This is a genomic window from Anoxybacillus sp. ST4 (assembly GCF_019448545.1).
GTDB lineage: Bacteria > Bacillota > Bacilli > Bacillales > Anoxybacillaceae > Anoxybacillus > Anoxybacillus pushchinoensis.
Window position 1 is genome coordinate 123,034 of record NZ_JAHZOE010000005.1, and the last position, 22,649, is coordinate 145,682.

The following is a 22,649-nucleotide window of genomic DNA, read 5'->3' on the forward strand; positions in this document are numbered from 1 at the left end:
ATTTTTCGTTTTGACAACTATTTTTTTCATCTTTTTTTGAATGAATGTTGACTTTTTACTATCTTTCATTTTACGCTTGACATAAGTATTGTATGCGCTTCCTTAAACGATCGCATCAAGAGCACCTCAATATGTGATAAAAAGCGCAATCGATTGCGCGATAAAAATGAGAGGAGTGGTTGAAACATGTTGAAAGAAGCGATTTACCATCGTCCAAAAGATGCGTTTGCTTATGCATACGATGAACAAACGTTACATATTCGTCTCCGTACAAAAAAAGATGACGCTGACGCTGTATATTTACTGTTTGGCGATCCATACGTATGGAAAGATGGCGCATGGCAATGGGACAAACAACCGATGCAAAAAAGCGGAACAGATGCTTTATTTGATTATTGGTTCATCGCCGTTGCTCCACCTTATCGTCGCTTGCGGTACGGCTTTGAACTACATGCGAAAAACGAAGTGCTCATTTATACAGAAAAAGGATTTTATCAAGAAGCACCAACAGACGATACTGCCTACTACTTTTGTTTTCCGTTTTTAAATCATGCGGACGTCTTTTGCGCGCCTGCTTGGGTGAAAGATACGGTATGGTATCAAATCTTCCCTGAACGGTTCGCAAACGGTAATCCGCGCTTAAACCCGCCAAATACGCTCCCATGGGGAAGCGTTGAACCGACGACTACAAGCTTTTTTGGCGGCGATTTTGAAGGCATCATCGACCATTTAGACTATCTTGTTGAACTTGGGATTAACGGTATTTATTTCACTCCTATTTTTAAAGCGCCATCAAATCATAAATACGATACGATTGACTATTTCGAAATCGATCCGCAATTTGGCGATAAACAAACGTTTAAACGGCTCGTTGAGGAGTGCCATAAAAAAGGCATTCGCGTCATGCTTGATGCAGTATTTAACCATAGCGGCTATTACTTCGCTCCATTTCAAGACGTATTAAAAAACGGTGAGAAGTCACGCTATAAAGATTGGTTTCATGTTCGTGAGTTTCCGCTTCAAACAGAACCGATTCCAAACTACGATACGTTCGCGTTCGTGCCAGAAATGCCGAAATTAAATACGGAAAACCGAGAAGTGAAGCAATATTTACTAGATGTCGCAACATATTGGATTCGCGAATTTGATATTGACGGCTGGCGTTTAGACGTCGCGAACGAAGTCGATCATCAATTTTGGCGCGAGTTTCGCCAAGCGGTGAAGGCGATCAAACCGGATGTGTACATTCTCGGTGAAATTTGGCACGATGCGATGCCGTGGTTGCGCGGAGATCAATTCGATGCCGTCATGAACTACCCGTTTACAAACGGAGCGCTCAATTATTTTGCGAAAGGGAACGTGCGCGCAAACGAGTTTGCCGATACGATGACAAACGTGTTGCATAGCTATCCGCAAAACGTCAATGAAGTCGCCTTTAATTTGCTCGGCAGCCACGATACACCGCGCATATTAACTACGTGCGACGAACGAAAAGAAAAAGTAAAGCTCATGTTCGTGTTCCAACTTTCTTTCAGCGGTTCTCCGTGCATTTACTACGGAGATGAAATCGGCTTAACAGGCGGGCAAGATCCGCTTTGTCGCAAATGCATGGTATGGGAAAAAGAAAAGCAAGACCGCGATTTATTTACGCACGTACAAACGCTCATTGCGTTGCGCAAACAATATCGCGCCTTGCGAAGCGGAGAGTTTCACATATTAGAAGCAAACGACGAGACGAACCATATCGCCTATGCGAAAACGTATGACGACGAAACGATCGTTTGCGTGTTAAACAATGCGGAAACGCCGCTTGAATGGAACGTTCCATTTTCTATAACAAACAAAGCAGTCACAAACGTTTGGACGAACGAGTGCGTAACGGAGCAAACGATAACAATTGAACCGTACGGCTTTCGGATGCTTCGTGTCCAATCTACGTCCGCTGTATAAATCGGCGATATTCGCCCGGTGTCATCCCTTCGATTTTTTTAAATACGCGTGAAAAATAAGCGCCGTCTTCAAACCCAACTTGTTTCGCAATAGCCGCGATCGTTTCGTTCGTCGCGGCTAATTTTTTTTTCGCAATGTTGATCCGATAGTCGTTCACATATTGCAACGCACTCATTCCAATCGTCTTTTGCATGCAGCGAGAAATGTAATCTGGATGAAGGCGAAGTGCATAAGCGAGATGCTCCATGTTAAATGGCTCTCCGTAATGTTGATGAATATATTCCATCGCTTCTGCACATACATGCTCGGCAGCTGTCGGAATATGGAGCGTTTGTTTTTGCAGCTGAACGATCCATTGAGCAAATAGCAACTGTTGCGTTAACGAATGGTCCGGCGTTTGTTGCTCGCGGACGATATGTTGAAGCATTGACTCCATCCCCGCTTGTTTCAACTTTCCATATTGCGGAATAAACAAACGATATTGCGCATAATCGACATATGTAGCCTCTCTCTCAATAATATCGCCCCAGCCATACGGCTCTTTTTCCACTCGATCATACTGTGGCAATGAAAAATGAATCCAAATAAAATGCGTATCTTCCTCGCACGGCTCATGCCCATAATGTTCAAAACCTGGGCATAAAATGACGTATTCTCCTTCACGAACAACGAACGTTTCCTTTTGTTCCGTCATATGTAACGTTCCTTTTTGTACATACAAAAAGTCAAATACTGAAAACGTGCGCCGAAAATGTTTCATTCCTTTGCGAAACATCGCCTCGCCACCTTTAATAAAAACGGGAAATGGCGGAACGGAAAACGATATATACATAAGCCCCCTCCTTCAAGTCGGAAATGTACAAAAGTAATCGTCTTTTTCCCTTTTTTCCATTATAGCAATCCGTTAAACTGAAAACAGTTTGTAAGTCGGAAATCGTAAAGGGGTTGTCTTCTTTGGCAAAAAAGCTTTCGTTATTTGCGCTCACTTGGCCCATTTTTATTGAATTAACGCTTCACATGTTAACAGGCAACGCCGATACGTTTATGCTCAGCCAATATGCCGATGAAGCGGTGGCGGCAGTCGGCGTCGCGAACCAGTTGTTATTTATGGTCGTTGTTATGTTCGGTTTTGTCGCAACCGGCACGTCTATTTTAATTGCACAATACGCCGGGGCAAACGATGAAAAAACAGCGTCCCGTATTGGCGCTGTTTCGATTTGGGCGAATGTATTATTTGGTCTCATGTTAAGCGTTGCGCTTGTTGTCGGGGGTAACTGGCTCCTTCAACTTATGAACGTTCCGTCCGAACTCATGGCTGATGCGCACGCCTACTTGCGCATTGTCGGTGGTTTTTCATTTGTGCAAGCGGTTATTATGACGATTGGGGCGATTTTGCGCAGCCACGGTTTTACGAAAGATATTATGAACGTCACCATCGGAGTGAATATATTAAATATTATCGGCAACTATTTCGTATTGTTCGGGCCGTTTGGCTTGCCTGTTTTAGGGGTAGAAGGCGTCGCATGGTCAACGACCGTCAGCCGAATGATCGGGCTTGTCGTTGGATTTTTTCTCATCATGAAACGTCTCTCGCATCCGCTCCCGCTTTTGTCAAAAGAGGCGCTTTCATTTGTTTACGTCAAACAATTATTAAAAATCGGCATTCCATCAGCCGGAGAGCATGTCGCTTACAATACGTCGCAACTTGTCATCACGTATTTTATTACTCTTCTCGGCACAGAAGCGTTAACGACAAGAGTATATACACAAAACTTAATGATGTTCATTTTTTTATTTAGCGTCGCGATCGGGCAAGGGACGCAAATTATCGTCGGGCATCTCGTCGGGGCACAACGTTTTAACGAAGCGTATGCTCGCTGTTTAAAAAGTTTGCGGCTCGCCGTCATCATTTCGTTTACAGCTGCCGCCTTGTTTTCTCTTTTTTCCGATCATCTATTTTCTATTTTTACAAGCAACAAACGTATGATTGAAGCAGGCGGAACGCTTATTTTGTTGACGATGATTCTTGAGCCGGGGCGCTCTTTCAACCTTGTCATTATTAACTCCCTCCGTGCAGCTGGCGATGTGAAATTTCCGGTATACATCGGCATCGCTTCCATGTGGGGAGTGAGCGTCCCGCTCGCTTACGTGCTCGGCATTCAGCTCGATCTCGGTTTAGTAGGTATTTGGCTCGCGTTTACCGCGGACGAATGGCTGCGCGGACTGCTCGTCTATTGGCGCTGGAAATCAAACGTATGGCGCACGAAATCGTTCATCAAAAAGGAAGCGACAGCTTAGCGCCAAGCAAATAGTTCGCGATATTTTGTCCGCTAATAACAACCATCGGCGACCCGCCTCCCGGGTGGGTCGTCCCACCAACAAAATATAGCCCTTTCACCCGTTTACACGCGTTGGACGGGCGCAAAAACGTATCGCGTCGTCGATTTGACGCTATTCCATACAACGCCCCACGATATGCTCCAAATTGTTCCGCAATATGAAGAGGAGTGATAATTTTTTCCACTTTCGGCACAATGTTTAGCCCATATGACCGAAGCCGTTCGTATACGAGTTGCTTATACGCTTGTTCATCGACTTGCATGCGCCCATCTTCTGTTAGTGGCGGTGCATTTACTAAAATAAATAACGATGACCCTCTCTCTGCAAATGGCGGGGCGCAAACGTATATCGTCGGCTCATCGCTATAACGTCCTGCAAACAAATGTGCAAACTCTTGCTTATAATGTTTAGCAAAAAAGACGTTATGGTGGGCCAAATGATCATACGTGTCTTCTGTTCCAACTAACATAACAAAAGCCGATATCGACGGTTCAGCACGTTGAAACGACCGGTCGCTTCCATCGACAAGCTCACGATACGCTTGCAACAAATCAGCGTTCATAATAACAACGTCCGCTTCTACCTTCTCTCCATCAGCAAGCTCAACCCCGGTCACTTTTCCGTTTTTGACAATGACTCGCTTCACTGTCCGGTTTAGATGAAGCCGAGCTCCTGCTTTTTGCGCCAAGTGAGCAAACGTTTGGGCGATACGGGCGTTGCCGCCGTCAACGTAATATACTCCATCGACCATCTCTAAATAAGCGATCATCGCAAACGTCGCTGGCGCCTTATAAGGAGATGAGCCGATGTACGTCGCATAGCGATCGTACGCTTGAATAACATATTCACTCGTAAAATAACGTTGAAAAAAATGATGGAGCGTCTCTAACGGACGCGCCTTCCATAAAGCAAGCGCTAACGAAGGGGACATATAATCGACAAACGAACGAAACATGCGCGGGAAAAAGTGCGTCTTCGCTAGCTCGTATAGCCGTTCAACTTCACTTAAAAAGTCATCATACCGCATCGCCCCGACTGAATCGATCTCCATGAGCTGCCGCTTCATATTGTCGCGATCGCTTGAAAGAAAAAACGTCGTTCCGTCCTCATATACGTTTTTCGTATGCACCGCTAATTTGTGAAACGTCAAGTAATCTTCGACGCGTGCTCCCGTTTGCTCGATGACGTGACGAAACACGTGCGGCATCGTAATCGTATTTGGCCCAAAATCAAAATAATAGCTTCCGAGTTGCACCGGCATAAGCTTTCCACCAAAATGGCTATTTTTCTCAAACAATTGTACGTCTACTCCACGGTGAGCAAGCGTCACTGCGGCAGATAATCCACCGAGCCCCCCGCCAATAATAACGACTTTTTTCACGTGTACGTTCTCCCCTTCCATTCATAACGTTTCGCTCGCATTGACGCATACATGAGCACAACAAACGCAAGCGCGCTCACCGGCATCCAATAACATGTCGAACATGACCGCTCCGTTTTCCATTCAACATACGCTTTTTGCGCAACAATGATGAGGAGCGGCGCCGCATACGTCCATCCATATATGAGTGACAACGGAGCAAGCACAAGCGGTGTAACGTAAAATACTCCGTAAAACATCGAAAGGACAAAAACGAGAAAGGGCGAACGATTTAATCCGATATACACATTTTTCAAAAAACCTTCCCATACTTCTTTATTCGTTTCATACATATAACAGACGACATCGGTGCTTACGTTCGCGATGATGACACGATGCCGATGCGCTTTCATTTTGCGCGCAATCATGACGTCCTCGACAAGCTCGTTTTTTACTGCCGCATGGCCCCCGATTGCTTCGTACGCCGCTCGCTCAAAAAATAAACATGCACCATGGGCAGCGGTTGTTGAGCGCATCATCGTATAGTTCGCTAAAGCAAGCGGTAAGTGAAATAAAACGAAAAAATGTTGTAGCGGCACGAGCCATTTGCCAACGAGCGGGAGCGAACGCGGATGAAACGACGGAAATCCGGTGACGAGTTTTGCATCATACGTTTTCGCAACGGCCAACAGTTTTTCGATGGCCATCGGCTTCAATTGCACATCTGCATCAATAAAAAACAAATACGTTCCTTTCGCCCGTTCAGCCAGTTGGTGACACGCATGCACTTTTCCTACCCACCCGTCAGGAAGCGCCTTTCCGCGAACGATTGTAAAACGATGATCGCCAGCTGTCTTTTGACGCAACAACGCTTCCGTTCCGTCTGTCGACTGATCATCGAGAAGCAAAAACTCAAGGCGCGAATACGTCAAGCGCTTCAGCGAGCGTACGAGGCGCGCTACATTCCGCTCTTCATTGCGCAGCGGCACGAGCACGCTTACAAGCGGAAGATCCGTTATGTCCGGACGTTTCGGAAGCGAAATAAGAAACAACGAATTCACGATCGTCCAAACGAAAAAAATGATGAGCACCGCGCTCATAACACCCCTCCGTCCCAACGCGTAAACGAGTGAAGTTGCTCTTGAATGACCGAGCGTCTTACGTCATCAAGTTGCTCTGTACATAAACGTTCAAGCGCTTCCGTTTTCTCTTTACGACTTTTTCCAGCCAAATCGGAAATCGCGAGCGCATCACCGACATGAATAAACCACTCTGGCTTGCGATGATGGCGCAAACTATGGTAAAACGCAAGCGGAACAATCGGTACATTCGCGCGTTCCGCTACATACAAAATACCGGTAAAAAACTGGAGCGGACGTTTTTCAACATGTTGTTCTTCTCCTTGTGGAAAAATCCAAACGCTTTTCCCGTCGCGCAATAAAGCAACGGCATAATTAAGCGATGCCATCACTTCTGTTCGTCGCTTGCGATCAATGGAAAATCCACCGAGCTTACGGAAAAACGGATACGCACGTAACCCTTCCTCCGTCATCATCGCATAACTATTTTGTTGAAACACAAAGCGGCTCAATTGAAATGCAACCAATCCGTCCCACCATGAGCTATGATTCGCTACATATAGCGCCGGTGTACGCACAATATGTCCGCGAATATATAAGCGGTGAAACGATGTGCGCAATAACCATGTGTTAAAAATGGAAAACATCCATTCAAACGCACCACTTTTTTTCGCTTCAATCATACTGCTCGTCTCCATTTCCAAAACATGAATGAACTAATCAATAAACCGAGGAAAAAAGCAACGTACAATTTTTCCATAAACGCTAAAAATAAAAACATTCCTTCCAAAAGAAAAAACAAAGTCGCCGCTCTTTTTTCCGAACGCGCCTCGCGCGCCGAGAGGGCAAACAATATGAAATGAATGACAAACGCTACGACGAACCAGCCAACAAAATTTTGAAGCGGAATGTTGTAATATATGCTCGTGCCTTCCCAAAGCCAATATCGTTTCACATGCGCCACCGGATCGATCGCTAAATCGAGGACGACGGCAAAAGCAGCGCCAACGATAGCGAGAAATAACGGACGCGCACGCGCAACAAAGTGTAAAGCGAGCGCGTGCGTCGAACCGATAACAGCGAGCCAAGCAAAACCGATCGCCATCGGCACCCCGAACACCGTCATTCCAAATTGATTCGTATAATCGTACGACCCGAAAATCCACCCGTACGTTGCGCCAACGTACTCTACCGCGATCGTGCCGATAAAAGTGGCAACGACCGCCACAACGCCGCTTCGCCCGTACCGCTCTACAAAAAACTGGGCACCAATCATTCCAGCTAACATTAAAAAGACGACGTTTGCCCACTCTAACCAAGGGGGAAGAAGACGAAAGCCGACGAGCACAATGCCACAACCGTACCAAATGAGGAACAGGCGATAAAATCGATCATCCCACTTCAACGCTTTCGCCCCCTATTTGTTGCAACAGCACCTGTTTTCGTTCTGCTGACACGAACGCCCGCTTCGTAAAGACGTCGTATCGTTGCTCGCGCACAACTTGCAAAATGCTTCGATACATCGTCGCTGCCCCTTTCACAGCGAGACGAGCAGATAAAGGGTATAATGAAAACGTTTGCTCAGCTAACGCATACCGCTTTTCCGCCTCCTCCGCAATCTGTTCCCATAAGTGAATAAATGCGTTCGTCACTTCACCGTACGCGAGCTGTTGTTCACTCACTCCATACAACTCCATCCATTCGCGCGGTAAATAAATGCGGCCGCGTTCCATATCTTCCCCGACGTCTCGTAAAATGTTTGTCAACTGCATCGCCTCACCAAGCGCAATCGCACTTTCTTTTAACTCATTTCGATGATTCGGTGCTAAAATCGGCAACAACATTAATCCAACGGTGCTTGCGACACAATAACAATAACGAAGCAACTGCGAAAACGTCTCATAACGATGGACGGTTAAATCCATCGTTTGCCCTTCAATCATATGCCAAAACGGTTCAACGTCCATCTCATAACGTGAAAAAACGTCGCGAAGTGCCACCCACATAAAATCGTCGTGCTCATCCCCAGCTAAAAACGACTTCCATTCCGCTTCAAACTGCTGTAACTGTTCTTTCGGATGCGCTCCCTCATCGACAATGTCGTCGACGCGGCGACAAAACGCATAAATGGCCCAAATCGCGCGGCGATCGTGTAACGGTAAAAGCGAAAATGCCCGATAAAACGTTTTTGAATGATGTGCCGCCACCGCTTCACAGCGCGCGTACGCTTGCTTTAACTCCATCTTTGCTCACTCCAATCACGCAATAATTGTTCCGTACATAGCTTTGCTCCTTGCATCACAATCGGCACTCCGCCTCCCGGATGAACGGACGCCCCGACGCCATATACGTTTTCATAAAGGGACGATTTCACTTGTGGGCGAAACGGTCCAGATTGAAATAACGTCGGTGCGATGCCAAACATGCCGCCACCGTATAACCCTTCTTGCCATGCATCGTGCGGGGTGCGCACATGCATCCATTCGATCGCCTGTTTCATATTCGGAAACGCCCGTTTCTCGACTTCATCGACCATGCGCTCTAGCCAGTCTTGTTGCTTCGTCCAATCAATGTCTCGGCTAGCCGGAACAGGAATGAGTACATAAAGCACGCTTTTTCCTTCAGGCGCTAACGAGCGATCAAGCGCGGACGGATAAAACGTGTAAAATGACGGGTCGCTTGGCACAACTTGACGAACAAATACATCTTCCATATGTTGTTGAAAAGAAGGCGGTAAAAAAAATTGATGGATTGGCGCGTCATACATCTTTCCTAATCCGATATATAAAAGAACACAGCTCGATGAAGGCTGCCACGCCCGCTTTTTCGTCATCATCGTCGGTTCATCTATATTCATGATGACCGCGTCAAATCGATGTTCTTTTCCATGCACTTCGAGCGCTTCCACTTTAGCACCGTTCACCCGATACCGCTCGACCGGCGCTTGAACATGGACGGTAACACCTGCTTGTTGTAACTTTTTTGCAAGTAGCGACACGAGGCTCGCATATCCACCTTTTACGTAATGCACACCGTGGGCATGCTCACTAAATGAGACGAGTGAATAAAGCGATGGCGTCGCATATGGATTGCCGCCAATATATAACGTTTGGAGCGAATAAGCAAGCTGCAAGCGCTCGTCTTGAAAATAGCGGCTTACGTTCGTTTTCACAGATTGATAGGCGCGCATACGCGAAAGAAGTGCTAACGTTTCTTTCGTAAAAAATGTTTTTTTGTTTAAAAATGATTTCGTTAAAATAAGGCGTTCGCCCGTTGTAAAATACATATTCATATCGCGCATAAACCGCACAAACCGCTCTTCTTCCCCTGGAAACACGCGGCGAATTTCTTCCCGTTGCTTTTTTTCATCGCTATATTTTGTATACGATGTCCCATCCGCAAAATGAATCGTATACATCGGATCACATGAAACAAGTTCATACTCATCTTCTTCAATTCCGACGTCGGAAAGGAAAGCGCGCAACTTCTCTGGCAATAATACGATCGTTGGGCCTGCATCAATACGAAAGCCGTCGCGCTCAATAAATGAAAGCCGGCCGCCAAGCCGTTCGTTTTTTTCAAAAATGGTGACATGCACCCCACGCTTCGCAAGCAATAACGCCGTCATCATTCCTCCGACTCCCCCGCCGACAATCGCAACGTTCATTACGCTTCCCTCCGCTTCGGCAAAGCGCCGACAGGAATAGGCGGTTGGCGATGCGATTGCAATATGCCGTTTGCTGTAATGCGTGCCGATTCAAAAATCGTCGGTAAACCGCTTCCTGGATGCGTCCCGCCCCCGACGAGCCAACAATGGTGTAACTCTTCAAATTCATTATGCGGACGAAAAACCATCATTTGTGACAGTTGATGCCCTAAGTTAAATGTCGCTCCTTCATAAACGAATATATCGTTTTCCCAATCATGCGGAGTAATGATCTTTTCACATACAATATGTTGTTCCATACGTCCCCAACCTAATTTTTTATTTAACGTGTCCCATAGCTTTTGGCGAAACGGTTCTTTTTCTTTTTCCCAATCGATTCCGCTCGTATTGTTCGGTACAGGCGCTAAAATGTAAAGAGCGCTTTTTCCTTCCGGGGCAACGGTCGGATCGGTCACAGCCGCATGTTGAACATAAATGGACGGGTCATGCGGAACAATTTTTTCTTTCGTAATTTCGTCGACGTTTCGCTTATAATCATCTGCAAAAATAATCGTATGATGAGCAAGGTCGACCGGCTTGTTCAAACCGACATACATCATAAACGTCGAACATGAATATTTCTTTTTTTGCAATTTTTCTTTTCGATATTTTTTTAATACACCGTCATCAACAAGATTTGTCATCGCATAAGCAAAATCGGCGTTCATAATGACTTCATCCGCTGCGACGTACTCCCCGTTTTCCAATATGACACCTTTTACCGTACGGCCATCAAGCCAAAGCTTTCGCACCCCCGTGTTCACATGCACTTTCCCGCCATATTCTTCAACGATGCGCGCCATCGCTTTCGGTATTTCATTTAATCCACCGATCACATGATACATACCGTATGCATGTTCCATATACGATAAGATGGAAAATGCACCCGGGCATTCCCATGGCGACATACCTAAATATTTCGCCTGAAACGTAAAAGCGAGACGGAGACGTTCATCATCAAAATATCGGCTTAATATATCATATAGTGATTGTGACAACGTCAACTGCGGCAGCGCTTTTAACACGGTCGGGCGCAAATAATGGTATAATCGATCCATTTTACTTTGTAAAATCGGGGCGAGCGCCTGTAACTTTCGTTCGTTTTCATTCATAAACCGCTCATAGCCATCTTCGTTTCCTGGGAATAAGTGAGCAATTTGCTCTTTCATCCGCTTTCGATTCATCGTCATTTGCAAAGTGACATCACGAAAAACAAGTTCATACATCGGATCGAGTTCAACAAGCTGCACGTAATCGTGAATATTTCTTCCAGAAGCAGCAAATAGCTCTTCAATAATATGGGGCATGCTTAAAAACGTCGGACCGATATCAAATTTGTACGCTCCGATATTTAGTCGTCCGTTTCTTCCTCCGACGTACGGCTGTTTTTCAAATACCGTTACATCGTATCCTTTTGAAGCGAGCAACATCCCCGCAGCAAGTCCCCCCGGTCCTGCCCCAACAACGATCACTTTTTTCACACAATCACTCCTATTGAACAAAAGTTATACAAACATTATACAACATATATAGAAAACAAAAAAGAAAAAAGACAGCCTTTTTTTAGCTGTCCTGTAAATCGATACGGTAATGCTCGAACCATTCGTGAAATTGAATGAGATATGCTAAAAGTTGCGGTCCAGACATAAGCTGACCAAACCATGGAATGCGGAACGATTGTCCTTTTGTTTCGACTAATTGTTGCAATTGCTGTGAATCAAACAGCTCGTATAAAACGGATGAGCGATCCGCTAAAATCGTTTGTAAACGTCCGGCTACGATTTCTGTATAGCGCGGATGATGCGTTTTCGGATACGGGCTTTTTTTCCGATATAATACGTCATGAGGCAACAATCCTTCGAGCGCTTTGCGCAAAATCCCTTTTTCGCGATTGTTATACATTTTCATCTCCCACGGAATGTTCCATACGTACTCCACGAGGCGATGATCAGCAAACGGCACGCGCACTTCCAAACTCGCCGCCATGCTCATGCGGTCTTTTCGATCTAACAACGTCGTCATAAACCAAATCATATTTAAATAAAATAGTTCGCGGCGACGTTTTTCTTCTCCGCTTTCTCCATCTGCGTGAGGAACTTCACGAAGCGTTTCTTTATACCTCATATACGCATAATCATGGAGCGGAAGTTTTTCGCGCCAAGTTTCGTTTAAAAGTTGAAACCGTTCATTTAACGACCGCATCCACGGAAATCCGTCTCGCTCTAAATCTTCTTTCCTATGGAACCAAGGATAGCCGCCAAAAATTTCGTCAGCACATTCTCCAGAGAGACTAACAACAAACTGTTGTTTAATTTGTTGACAAAACCAAAGAAGCGACGAATCGATATCAGCCATCCCCGGTAAATCGCGCGCAATCATCGCTTCCGTCAAATAGTCGGCTAGCTGTTGTTGAGAAATGACGCACGTATGATGAACGGTTTGAAACGCATCGCTCATTTGTTTAATCCATGGACCATCGCTATTTGGTTGGAAGACGTTTGCTGTAAAATATTGTTCATTCTCCTCATAGTCAATCGAATACGTATGAAGTGCTCCTTTTCCGTCTTTTTCAAACGACTTGGCAGCAATCGCCGTAATAGCGCTCGAGTCTACTCCCCCGGATAAAAACGTACAAACAGGTACATCGGAAACGAGTTGGCGCGTAATCGCATCTGTCAGCAATGTCCGAAGATGTTCAACCGTCTCATGAAACGAATGAACGTGCGGTGCGCTCGTTACATTCCAATACCGCCACTGTCGCACACCATCTTTTGCGACAATCATCGCATGCGCCGGACGTAGCTCATGAATCGTCCGAAACACGCCATGTCCTGGTGTACGCGACGGTCCAAGCGCTAAAATTTCGCACAAGCTTTCGCGGTCAATTTCCGCTCGGACGTTCGGATGTGATAAAATTGCTTTGATTTCCGATGCAAATAAAAACTCTCCTTGTTCATGGCGGTAAAAAAGCGGCTTGACACCTAATCGGTCGCGCGCTAAAAATAAATGGCGTCGCTCATCGTCCCAAACAGCAAATGCAAAAATGCCGTTGAAATGATCGACACATTGTTCCCGCCATTCCATATATGCTGTAAGCAACACTTCCGTATCGGAATGCCCTTGAAACGTATATCCTTTTTTCAATAGCTCTTTCCGAATATCTTCCGTATTGTAAAGCTCCCCATTATAACAAACTGTATAGCGATAGCCGTTTTTCATTCGCGTCATCGGCTGTACACCGCCTGCTGGATCGACGACAACAAGCCGCTTATGCCCAAATGCGACATGATCGTCCAACCAAACATTTGTATCATCAGGTCCTCTAAATGAAAGCGTATTGGCCATGTTGAGAACAACATCTCTTTCTTGGCGCAACTGACGCTCAAAATGAACCCATCCGGTAATTCCGCACACGTCAATCATTCCCTTCTGTTGTGAACAAGTGTGAAGCATGCTTTTATTTTATGCATCGTTTATATAAATGATGAGTTGTCTATAATGGCGTACGAAAGGAATTGACACAAAAGGAGCTGAATGACAATGGATCGCCTCAAATCATTGCGCGCACAAAAACGTGCTTATATATACGGTGTCGTCGAACAAGTAAATGAACAATGGGTGTTTTTTGACGAAGAAGATGAAGCGCATGAGCTCGCACATTTGCCAGAAGAAGTGGAACTGTTTCGCTTCGGTCAATGGATCAAAGGGTGGCTTGGCGAAGATGGAGATGTGTACGTGACTGAACGATATACATTAAAAAACGGTGATCGTCTTCGCTACGTAAAGCCGTTGCCGCACGCATACGAACAATGGCTCTCTCAGCTACCTGATCACGCGTTTTTTCATTTCATTCATTTAATAAACGAGTGGAATTTCTCGGTGTACGACTGTTTGTATTGTTACAATTATATGTTGTTTGCTGAAAAAGGGGTGAATTTCCTTATGTTCGATAACTCGCTCGACATGTGCAACGTCCAACATTATTTTGATGAAAAGCAACATCGCTTTGAACTTACGTTGCAAACAGGAAAAAAAGTCATTGGCGTGCAACTGGACTGTTAAATCATCGATTTGCTTCCTTGTAATACTTGACGCTCAAATTGCTCGGCCGGAAGCGGTTTAAAAATCGCATACCCTTGGGCATAATGACATTTTAATCGTTTTAATAACTTCATTTGCTCAGCCGTTTCGACGCCTTCCGCGACAACTTTTAGGCGCAAGCCGTGCCCCATCGTAATGATTGATTTCACAATCGCAATGTCCGAACGATCTTGATGAAGTTGGTAAATGAACGACCGGTCAATTTTTAACGTATTGATCGGCAAATCTTTTAAATAACTTAAAGAGGAGTAACCTGTGCCAAAATCATCAATAGACACATGCACGCCAAGCTGTTGAAGCTTTTTCATCACGTGAATACTGTAATACATATTTCGTAACATCGAGCTTTCTGTAAGTTCTAAATGTAAACAATGAGCGGGAAGCTGCGACTGCTTCAGCGCTTGCTGCACATCTTCAAAAAATGTCGCATGTTGAAATTGGGTTGCTGAGACGTTGACAGAAATCATAAGCGAATCAAAACCGAGATCGTGCCACTTTCTCGTTTGCGTACACGCTTCCGTTAACACCCAACGCCCGAGCTCATGAATGAATCCGATTTCCTCTGCAATCGGAATAAATTCAAGCGGAGACACAAATCCGATTTTCGGGTGTTTCCAGCGCAATAGCGCTTCGCTCCCGATAATTTTTCCCGTCATTAAATCAAGAAGCGGCTGATAGACGAGAAAACACTCTTGTTTTTCGAGCGCTTTCCGCAAATATCGCTCAAGTTCTAGGCGATGAAGCACTTGTTCGTTCATTTTTGTAGCGTATAACTTCACGCCGTTGCCGCCTTTTTGTTTCGCGCGATTGACGGCCGTATCCGCATGTTTTAACAGCGACTGCGCATCGATGCCGTCTGTTGGATAAAAGCTCACTCCGATGCTTGCGCTTAAAAAAAACTCTTTTTCTTCGTACACGATTGGAATGGAAATATGTTGCAGCAGCTTTTTTGCCCAATCGACAACTGTCTGTACATCGACTTGTTTTGTGAACAGTAAGCTAAATTTATCTCCACCGAAACGACCGATGTGCGCACCTTTCGGCAAGACGTTTTTTATTCTCTCTGCCAATTGTTTTAATATTTCATCCCCACCGTAATGACCGATCGTATCGTTCACCATTTTAAAGCGATCCATATCAATAAATAAAACCGCAAGCGTATCGCCTGTTTCTTTCGCTTTGTCGATGGCGTTTTTCACGATATTTGTAAATTGCAGCCGATTCGGCAACCCTGTGTCTATATCGTGATAGGCAATATATTGAATATGTTCTTCCGCGCGCTTTTGTTCAGTAATGTCGCGCCCGATGCCGTAAATGCCAACCTTCTTTCCGTCAACAATAATCGGGACGTTTTTTATTTGAAATAAATATACTTCCCCCGATTTCGCTGGAATTTCCAAATTGTATTGCTGTACTTTCCCTTTTAATGCGCGATAAAAATAGCGGCGCACGCGCGGAATATCCTCTTTTTTAATATAGCTAAGCGAGTTTGTATGCAAAATTTCTTCTGCTTTATATCCGAAAACTCGTTCGAACGCAGGGTTGACGCTTGTGAAGTTACCTTCTAAATCCGTTGAATATACAATGTCTGGGTTATGTTCAAATAATGAGCGATAATACTGTTCAGATATTTTCATCTTTTGGCGTATGTCATCCGTATCATCACAACGATGATCGAAAACGAGGGCGCAAATGACTGCACATTCCGATGCATCCCCAATCATCGGAAACAGCTGCGCTTGGGGCAAATGTTGTTGTACGTATCGGTTCAACTGCATGCGAAACGAAGGAGAGAGCGAAGAAACGAAAAGCGTTAGTTGCTCGTACTCATATAAACGATAGTCGCTCACCCACCGTTCCCAATCGGCAAACGTTTTACAAGCCGTTTGAAATAATTTCATCCCCTTTTTTCCCACTCTTTCTTTCTCTTTTTCTTTTTTTAGAATTTTTAATCATTTTACATTATAGCACATTTTTATATGGTAGAAAAAGATAAAAGTTGGCGAATATGCCAACTTTACGAAAAGAAAGAAAAGCCAAACGGCAACTTAAATCCGAGATATAGCGCAACGACAAACGCAGCAATAAATTGAAGCCAAAGCACGTTCGTATTTTTTCCTTTTGCCGTCCGGACGAGAATCATTTCCATCGCTCCGATTACCCATAAACCGACAACAACTTTGACGATATAAAGAGCCGGAAATGAAGACATAGTATGTAAGATCCATGCACCTGTTGCAATAATTAATACGTAAAATAAGCGCAACATCATATGCACCATTTTTGTTTTTTCATGCCCTTTCGCTTGCAACGCAATCGCCACGACAAATAAAATGAGCGCAACGACCCACGTTGTAATATGTGCATGTGTCATCGTCATTCTCCTTTCTTCATCCATTTCATATATGACACTATAATAGCACGTCGATCGGACAATTGAAAAAGAAAACGCTCACCTTTTCTATTTACTTTCTATATTCACTTCAAGTATGTTATATATGTGAGCATCCAAATAGGAGGGATCAACTTGAAAACAACACAAATCATCGAGCTAACAGAAAAATACGGGGCAAACAACTATCATCCACTTCCAGTCGTCTTATCTAAAGGCGAAGGAGTATGGGTAGAAGATCCAGAAGGCAATCGTTATATGGATATGTTAAGCGCTTACTCAGCGGTCAACCAAGGTCATCGCCATCCGCGCATCGTGCAGGCGCTTATTGATCAAGCGAATAAAATTACGTTAACTTCCCGAGCGTTCCATAACGATCAGCTCGGTCCGTGGTATGAAAAAGTCGCAAAGCTAACGAAAAAAGAAATGGTTTTGCCGATGAACACAGGTGCCGAAGCGGTAGAAACAGCAGTGAAAGCGGCGCGCCGCTGGGCGTATGACGTAAAAGGCGTTCCAGCAGATCAAGCGGAAATTATCGTTTGTGAAGATAACTTTCACGGACGGACGATGACAGCTGTATCGATGTCATCCAATCCAGAATATAAACGCGGATTCGGTCCAATGCTTCCGGGCATTAAGGTCATTCCGTTTGGAGATGTCGAAGCGCTCAAACAAGCGATCACACCGCATACTGCCGCTTTTATTTTTGAACCGATTCAAGGGGAAGCCGGCATTAACATTCCACCAGAAGGATTTTTGAAAGCCGCATATGACGTATGTAAACAACATAACGTGTTATATATCGCCGACGAAATTCAATCAGGGCTTGGTCGATCTGGTAAAATGTTTGCGTGCGATTGGGAAGACGTCGAACCAGATATGTACATTCTCGGCAAAGCGCTCGGTGGCGGTGTATTCCCAATTTCGTGCGTTGCGGCAAACCGAGACATTCTTGGCGTATTTAATCCGGGATCGCACGGATCAACATTCGGCGGTAACCCGCTTGCTTGCGCAGTATCGATCGCTGCACTAGATGTAATTGTAGAAGAAAAATTGCCAGAACGCTCATTCGAACTCGGACAATATTTCCAAGAAAAACTACGCGAAATCAATCATCCTGACATTAAAGAAGTGCGTGGACGAGGATTGTTCATCGGCGTCGAACTGCACGTACCTGCCCGTCCGTACTGCGAAAAACTACAACAAGAAGGACTATTATGTAAAGAAACGCACGATACAGTCATTCGTTTCGCACCACCGCTCGTCATTACGAAAGAAGAGCTCGACTGGGCAATCGAAAAAGTAAAAAAAGTGTTTGAACAGTAAAAAGCTGGGGTATCCCAGCTTTTTACTTTACCCGATTGCGCAACGTTCCAATTTGTTCAATCGTTATTTCAATCACATCACCCGACTGTAAAAAGCGCGGAGGCGTCATCCCTTTCCCAACGCCCGCTGGCGTTCCTGTCGCAATAATGTCGCCCGGCTCTAACGTCATCCCTTTCGACAATGTTGCGATTATCGTCGGAATGTCAAAAATAAATTGTGCCGTCGTTGCCGATTGTCTCACTTCACCATTGACTTTCGTTTCGATATGTAACGCATGCGCATCCGAAATAGCGGAACGATGAACGATCCAAGGTCCCATCGGACATGATGTATCTAAACTTTTGCCGAGCAAATATTGTTTATGTCTTTCTTGTAAATCGCGCGCTGTTACATCGTTTATAATTGTATAACCAAACACATAATGGAGCGCCTGTTCTTTCGGGATCGCTTTCCCTTTTTTCCCAATAACAATCGCAAGCTCTCCTTCATAATCGAGCTGATCGGTCACATCCGCATGGCGTAAAATGTCTGCCTCATGCCCGATGACCGCCGTTGGCGCTTTTGAAAATACGATCATATTTTCCCGATCAGCCTCACTTCCCATTTCTTGCGCATGATCCGCATAATTTTTCCCGATACAAAAAATATTTTTCGTCGGACGCGGAATCGGAGCAAGAAGCTGTACGTCGCAAAGCGCATACGTCCACTCCGGATGCACGTTTTGAAGCACACGTTCCACTTTTTCAATAAACGATTCACCAAGTTCTACACATTCGATCATCGTATTCGGTATCGTTTCATCTGCCCTCGATAAATGGACGATCACGTTTTCATGTACAACTCCAACAAACACATCAGATCCCGCATACGCTGTAACAAATTTCATGTCCTCATCCCCTTCCATATGATCGAACATCATTATTTTCTCTCTTTCATGTGTCAACTCCTGTGTAAAAAAATATTTTTCAGCACATTATACTATTTCCTTTTTCTTCAGAATATGTATAATAGTTTATACATACAGCTGTTTACATGCTGTTGACGAAAATGAAAAATGTTGGTGAATCTTATGTCTCTTTCCCTCATCGAAAAGAAAAGACGACAATTAATTGAATTGGCGCAAATGTACGGTTTTTCTGCGAAAGAAACGATCCAATGCAGCCAAGAGCTCGACGAATTGTTAAACAAACATTTAAAAGAAGCCGTGCTTTTCCATAACGAAAAAGAGGACAAGCCTTGTGCGACATGATCCGTTCATGTCGTTTTCTTTTTTCCATACGTCATCCATCGCCAAATGCGCTCCAACGGTCCGATCGTATGTTTTTTAAACCACCAATGACTCCAACACATTTGAACGACATACACGGCGACAGCAACAGCAAGTGCTTGTTTCGGCGTTACTTTTCCATATAAGCCGAAGCCGTAAGAATAAAAAATAAACGTACAAATGAGCGATTGAGTGAGATAGTTCGTAAGCGCCATTTTGCCAACAGGTGCAAAAAAATGAACGATATTCGTTGCTACAAACGAAAACGCAGTCAAATAAAACAAAGCGAGCGCAGGACCTCCAATCATATCTTGAGCATACTCGGTTACAATATTTTTTTGTACATACGGCAATGATTTAAAAACGATGCCAACGAGCAATGAGCCGATGCACCACTTTTGTATCGTTGCACGATGCGTTTTTACGTCATAAAACCATTTTTCTTTCGCGATATACGCTCCGAACAAAAAAAACGGCAAAATCGTTAAAATAAAAATAAATGCTTGTGTAAAAGAATTGACGTATAGCCAATCAGCTGCCCGTTGCATAAAAACTTGTTCCCACGTGCCTTGTTGATAATTTGCGATCGCTTGCTTTGCTAGCGCCGGCTCTGAAAAATCGACATCGCCGCTTACTTTCCACATCAGCCACATAAGAACGGTTGACCCGCCTGCCCATCCAATCCAAAGGGAAAGCGCCCAACGACGCAACGTTTTTGCGCTCGCTCGCACAAATAAAAAAAGGAAAAAGCCAACGACCGCATAGCCAATTAAAATATCGCCATGCCAAATGAAAAATGCATGTACACATCCAAAAAGCAACAATGCAAGCAGCCGCCGCAAAAAAATCAATCGAAACTGCTCCCCACCTTTGTCAAGCATCATAAACGCTCCCCAGCCAAACAGCATCGAAAAAAGCGGATAAAAACTTGCTTGAGCAAACAAATCAACGCATGCAAGCAACAAGCGATCAAGCGTATCTTTCGCAAACATCGACGCGTCGACATACATCGTCGGAAGCGAAAAATCAAGAATGTTCACAAGCAAAATGCCAAACAACGCAAAACCGCGCACCGCATCAATCGTCGAAATACGCATAATCTCCCTCCTTTTCCATTTCAGCGTAAAAGAAAAAAAGCCGACTGTCAATTGACAGCGGCTCTTTCCTATTAATTGACGTATCGTCCCGTCTTGCCAAGCGATTGCCAATATTCGTTACGTAAATGTACTTTTTGGATTTTTCCTGATGCCGTTTTTGGCAACTCTTGAACGAATGTTACACCTGTAATTGCTTTAAAATGGGCAAGCTTTTCGCGCGAGAAAGCGATGAGTTCTTGTTCCGTCACCTCTTTTCCCGGTCTGACGACAACGAAGGCATGCGGTGTTTCGCCCCACTTTTCATGCGGAACTGCGATTACTGCTGCCTCTAACACAGCAGGATGCTCGTACAACACCCCTTCAACTTCAATGGATGAAATATTTTCCCCACCGCTAATAATAATATCTTTTTTTCGATCAACGATATCGATATTTCCATATGCGTCGACCGTCGCCATATCGCCCGTATGCAACCATCCATTGCGAATCGTCTCCATCGTCGCCTCATGATTTTTCCAATATCCCGCCATCACGCCGTTGCTGCGCACAATTACTTCCCCAATCGTTTTGCCATCGCGCGGTACTTCTTCTCCATGCTCATTGACGACTTTCACTTCACAACCGATCATCGCATATCCTGCTTTTGCTTTCATGCGATATTGATCGCTAAGCGGCAAATGTTGCAAATGAGAACGAACGGTAGAAACGGTACTTAGCGGTGACGATTCTGTCATCCCATACACTTGAATAAACTCCCAGCCTAACTCTTTCTCCACGCGAGTCACAAATGCTGGTGGCGGCGCGGAGCCTGCGATAACGACACGTACATTATGTTCAATCGTCGGCACGTGCTGCTCATAATATTGCAATAATGAGTTGAGCACAGTTGGCGCCATATGCATAACGGTCACTTTGTATTGATTCACATACTGAAAAATGACTTCAGGAAGCGCTTTACGCAAACAAATGTGCGTCGCCCCGTTCGCTGTATAATAAAATGGCGCCCCCCAACCGTTTACGTGAAACATCGGCAAAATGTGCAAATACACATCGCGGTCCGATACGCGCAAATGATGCATCGTGCTTAACGCATGCAAATAGTTGTTGCGATGTGTCAGCATGACTCCTTTTGGATTTCCTGTCGTTCCGCTCGTATATAACAAACTACATACGTCGTTTTCATCGATGTCTGGACGTTCAAACGGTGACGACGAATATTGCGCAAGCCATGCATCGTAAGCGATTTCATAAATGTCGTCCGTTTTGCCGTGCACGATGATATGCTCAATCGTTTGCAATTGCTCTTTTACTGGCGCGATTAAATGGTACAGTTCATAATCAACAAACAATACTTTACTCTCGCTATGATTTAAAATAAATACGTAATCATCTGGCTTTAGGCGAATGTTCAGCGGTACCATCACAGCCCCTGTTTGAAACACACCATAAAATCCTTCAAGCATTTCTAATGTGTTTGGTGCTAAATATGCGACACGGTCGCCCTTTTTTATTCCTAAATCGCTCAACCCGTGCGATAACTGATTCACGCGCTCGCTTAGTTCGCGATATGTAAACGATCTCCCTTCGCTAATGACGCCAATTTTTTCTCCGTAAAGTGAGACGGCGCGATCTAAAAAATGAGTTAATAACAACGGTACGTTCATCCCCACTCCCCCTTATTATGTCTAAAAATTATTATTTTTCAGAAATATTATAACACATCTTTCTTTTTGTGGAGCACATTTCTTTTTCTCTCTTCATATGATTTAAACAAGGAAAAGAATGAAGGAAAGGACGATGAGCATGCCTTCGTATATCGCAGGACCAATTAAAATTACAAACGTCAGCAGCGAAGGGACAGTGAATTTCGGTGATACGTTGCAAATTGCTCCAAAGAGCGCATCGAAGTCTTTTTCGGGCGCTGGCGGTGGAAATACAGGGGACTTTTTACAAACAAACACATTTGTTAGCTTCACGAACAGCATCGACCCAGATGTATCTGACAGCAACGTAAAAAGCAAGGGATAGCCG

General features: G+C 44.6%; 20 protein-coding genes. 6 read left to right on the forward strand and 14 right to left on the reverse strand.

The genetic code is table 11. From position 1 onward, the window contains the following. Window positions 1–186 precede the first annotated feature (186 nt). Window positions 187–1,950, forward strand: coding sequence for an alpha-glycosidase (locus tag K1I44_RS05945; protein ID WP_219985592.1), 1,764 nt, complete (start codon window positions 187–189; stop codon window positions 1,948–1,950). Here K1I44_RS05945 and K1I44_RS05950 read toward each other — a convergent pair. Then, window positions 1,934–2,782, reverse strand: coding sequence for a helix-turn-helix domain-containing protein (locus K1I44_RS05950; protein ID WP_003395494.1), 849 nt, complete (start codon window positions 2,780–2,782; stop codon window positions 1,934–1,936). The two genes, K1I44_RS05945 and K1I44_RS05950, sit on opposite strands and share 17 nt — an antisense overlap. Window positions 2,783–2,904: 122 nt before the next feature. Here K1I44_RS05950 and K1I44_RS05955 point away from each other — a divergent pair, with 122 nt between their 5' ends. Next, window positions 2,905–4,248, forward strand: coding sequence for an MATE family efflux transporter (locus K1I44_RS05955; RefSeq protein ID WP_370627965.1), 1,344 nt, complete (start codon window positions 2,905–2,907; stop codon window positions 4,246–4,248). Here the strand turns inward: K1I44_RS05955 and K1I44_RS05960 are convergent. The 8 genes from K1I44_RS05960 to asnB form a co-directional block, all read right to left on the reverse strand. Beyond that, on the reverse strand, window positions 4,226–5,692 hold the full coding sequence (locus tag K1I44_RS05960) for a phytoene desaturase family protein (protein WP_219985594.1): 1,467 nt from the start codon (window positions 5,690–5,692) through the stop codon (window positions 4,226–4,228). The genes K1I44_RS05955 and K1I44_RS05960 overlap by 23 nt on opposite strands. Continuing rightward, a complete protein-coding gene (locus tag K1I44_RS05965) occupies window positions 5,668–6,750 on the reverse strand; it encodes a glycosyltransferase family 2 protein (RefSeq protein WP_219985595.1) in 1,083 nt (360 codons plus the stop codon). The genes K1I44_RS05960 and K1I44_RS05965 overlap by 25 nt, the downstream gene beginning before the upstream one ends. Continuing rightward, the gene (locus K1I44_RS05970) at window positions 6,747–7,412 is read right to left on the reverse strand and encodes a lysophospholipid acyltransferase family protein (protein ID WP_219985596.1); all 666 of its coding nucleotides are present in this window, start codon (window positions 7,410–7,412) and stop codon (window positions 6,747–6,749) included. The genes K1I44_RS05965 and K1I44_RS05970 overlap by 4 nt, the downstream gene beginning before the upstream one ends. After that, window positions 7,409–8,134, reverse strand: coding sequence for a carotenoid biosynthesis protein (locus K1I44_RS05975; protein WP_219985597.1), 726 nt, complete (start codon window positions 8,132–8,134; stop codon window positions 7,409–7,411). The genes K1I44_RS05970 and K1I44_RS05975 overlap by 4 nt, the downstream gene beginning before the upstream one ends. Next, complete coding sequence (locus tag K1I44_RS05980; RefSeq protein WP_219985598.1) at window positions 8,121–8,972, reverse strand: phytoene/squalene synthase family protein; 852 nt, start codon at window positions 8,970–8,972, stop codon at window positions 8,121–8,123. Before K1I44_RS05980 ends, K1I44_RS05975 begins: the two co-directional genes overlap by 14 nt. Further along, on the reverse strand, window positions 8,963–10,396 hold the full coding sequence (locus K1I44_RS05985) for a phytoene desaturase family protein (protein ID WP_219985599.1): 1,434 nt from the start codon (window positions 10,394–10,396) through the stop codon (window positions 8,963–8,965). The genes K1I44_RS05980 and K1I44_RS05985 overlap by 10 nt, the downstream gene beginning before the upstream one ends. Next, the gene (locus K1I44_RS05990) at window positions 10,396–11,916 is read right to left on the reverse strand and encodes a phytoene desaturase family protein (RefSeq protein WP_219985600.1); all 1,521 of its coding nucleotides are present in this window, start codon (window positions 11,914–11,916) and stop codon (window positions 10,396–10,398) included. Before K1I44_RS05990 ends, K1I44_RS05985 begins: the two co-directional genes overlap by 1 nt. A gap of 82 nt (window positions 11,917–11,998) precedes the next feature. Next, window positions 11,999–13,849: an asparagine synthase (glutamine-hydrolyzing) gene (gene asnB / locus K1I44_RS05995; RefSeq protein WP_003395514.1), complete on the reverse strand. Its 1,851-nt coding sequence runs from the start codon at window positions 13,847–13,849 to the stop codon at window positions 11,999–12,001. Window positions 13,850–13,975: 126 nt separating this feature from the next. On the opposite strand from asnB, the gene K1I44_RS06000 reads away from it, so the two are divergent. Continuing rightward, entirely contained in the window at window positions 13,976–14,497 is a 522-nt protein-coding gene (locus K1I44_RS06000) for a DUF2777 family protein (RefSeq protein ID WP_003395524.1), read from the forward strand. Here the strand turns inward: K1I44_RS06000 and K1I44_RS06005 are convergent. After that, window positions 14,494–16,437 carry an EAL domain-containing protein gene (locus K1I44_RS06005; protein WP_219985601.1) on the reverse strand — a complete coding sequence of 648 codons (1,944 nt, stop codon included), beginning with the start codon at window positions 16,435–16,437 and terminating at the stop codon, window positions 14,494–14,496. The genes K1I44_RS06000 and K1I44_RS06005 overlap by 4 nt on opposite strands. 116 nt (window positions 16,438–16,553) lie before the next feature. Further along, complete coding sequence (locus tag K1I44_RS06010) at window positions 16,554–16,910, reverse strand: YisL family protein (protein WP_003395528.1); 357 nt, start codon at window positions 16,908–16,910, stop codon at window positions 16,554–16,556. 153 nt (window positions 16,911–17,063) lie between these two features. Between K1I44_RS06010 and K1I44_RS06015 the strand changes: the two genes are divergently transcribed. Beyond that, the gene (locus tag K1I44_RS06015; RefSeq protein WP_003395530.1) at window positions 17,064–18,254 is read left to right on the forward strand and encodes an ornithine--oxo-acid transaminase; all 1,191 of its coding nucleotides are present in this window, start codon (window positions 17,064–17,066) and stop codon (window positions 18,252–18,254) included. Between the two features lie 22 nt (window positions 18,255–18,276). Here the strand turns inward: K1I44_RS06015 and K1I44_RS06020 are convergent, their stop codons facing one another. Next, window positions 18,277–19,140 (reverse strand): fumarylacetoacetate hydrolase family protein, encoded by an 864-nt coding sequence (locus K1I44_RS06020; RefSeq protein ID WP_003395532.1) that lies wholly within the window; start codon window positions 19,138–19,140, stop codon window positions 18,277–18,279. A 183-nt stretch (window positions 19,141–19,323) separates the two neighbouring features. Between K1I44_RS06020 and K1I44_RS06025 the strand changes: the two genes are divergently transcribed. Next, the gene (locus tag K1I44_RS06025; RefSeq protein ID WP_219985616.1) at window positions 19,324–19,503 is read left to right on the forward strand and encodes an aspartyl-phosphate phosphatase Spo0E family protein; all 180 of its coding nucleotides are present in this window, start codon (window positions 19,324–19,326) and stop codon (window positions 19,501–19,503) included. Between the two features lie 5 nt (window positions 19,504–19,508). Here K1I44_RS06025 and K1I44_RS06030 read toward each other — a convergent pair whose 3' ends face one another. Further along, a complete protein-coding gene (locus K1I44_RS06030; RefSeq protein ID WP_219985602.1) occupies window positions 19,509–20,618 on the reverse strand; it encodes a DUF418 domain-containing protein in 1,110 nt (369 codons plus the stop codon). 71 nt (window positions 20,619–20,689) lie between these two features. Then, window positions 20,690–22,282 (reverse strand): long-chain-fatty-acid--CoA ligase, encoded by a 1,593-nt coding sequence (locus tag K1I44_RS06035; protein ID WP_219985603.1) that lies wholly within the window; start codon window positions 22,280–22,282, stop codon window positions 20,690–20,692. A gap of 139 nt (window positions 22,283–22,421) precedes the next feature. On the opposite strand from K1I44_RS06035, the gene K1I44_RS06040 reads away from it, so the two are divergent. Then, window positions 22,422–22,646, forward strand: coding sequence for a spore germination protein (locus tag K1I44_RS06040; protein WP_003395540.1), 225 nt, complete (start codon window positions 22,422–22,424; stop codon window positions 22,644–22,646). Window positions 22,647–22,649 lie beyond the last annotated feature (3 nt).

Bases quoted from the DNA above. Each gene is read 5' to 3' on its own strand.
- K1I44_RS05945 (WP_219985592.1), top strand. From the start codon at position 187: ATGTTGAAAGAAGCGATTTACCATCGTCCAAAAGATGCGTTTGCTTAT.
- K1I44_RS05950 (WP_003395494.1), bottom strand. From the start codon at position 2,782: ATGTATATATCGTTTTCCGTTCCGCCATTTCCCGTTTTTATTAAAGGT.
- K1I44_RS05960 (WP_219985594.1), bottom strand. From the start codon at position 5,692: ATGGAAGGGGAGAACGTACACGTGAAAAAAGTCGTTATTATTGGCGGG.
- K1I44_RS05965 (WP_219985595.1), bottom strand. From the start codon at position 6,750: ATGAGCGCGGTGCTCATCATTTTTTTCGTTTGGACGATCGTGAATTCG.
- K1I44_RS05970 (WP_219985596.1), bottom strand. From the start codon at position 7,412: ATGATTGAAGCGAAAAAAAGTGGTGCGTTTGAATGGATGTTTTCCATT.
- K1I44_RS05980 (WP_219985598.1), bottom strand. From the start codon at position 8,972: ATGGAGTTAAAGCAAGCGTACGCGCGCTGTGAAGCGGTGGCGGCACAT.
- K1I44_RS05985 (WP_219985599.1), bottom strand. From the start codon at position 10,396: ATGAACGTTGCGATTGTCGGCGGGGGAGTCGGAGGAATGATGACGGCG.
- K1I44_RS06000 (WP_003395524.1), top strand. From the start codon at position 13,976: ATGGATCGCCTCAAATCATTGCGCGCACAAAAACGTGCTTATATATAC.
- K1I44_RS06005 (WP_219985601.1), bottom strand. From the start codon at position 16,437: ATGAAATTATTTCAAACGGCTTGTAAAACGTTTGCCGATTGGGAACGG.
- K1I44_RS06010 (WP_003395528.1), bottom strand. From the start codon at position 16,910: ATGACACATGCACATATTACAACGTGGGTCGTTGCGCTCATTTTATTT.
- K1I44_RS06020 (WP_003395532.1), bottom strand. From the start codon at position 19,140: ATGAAATTTGTTACAGCGTATGCGGGATCTGATGTGTTTGTTGGAGTT.
- K1I44_RS06025 (WP_219985616.1), top strand. From the start codon at position 19,324: ATGTCTCTTTCCCTCATCGAAAAGAAAAGACGACAATTAATTGAATTG.
- K1I44_RS06030 (WP_219985602.1), bottom strand. From the start codon at position 20,618: ATGCGTATTTCGACGATTGATGCGGTGCGCGGTTTTGCGTTGTTTGGC.
- K1I44_RS06035 (WP_219985603.1), bottom strand. From the start codon at position 22,282: ATGAACGTACCGTTGTTATTAACTCATTTTTTAGATCGCGCCGTCTCA.
- K1I44_RS06040 (WP_003395540.1), top strand. From the start codon at position 22,422: ATGCCTTCGTATATCGCAGGACCAATTAAAATTACAAACGTCAGCAGC.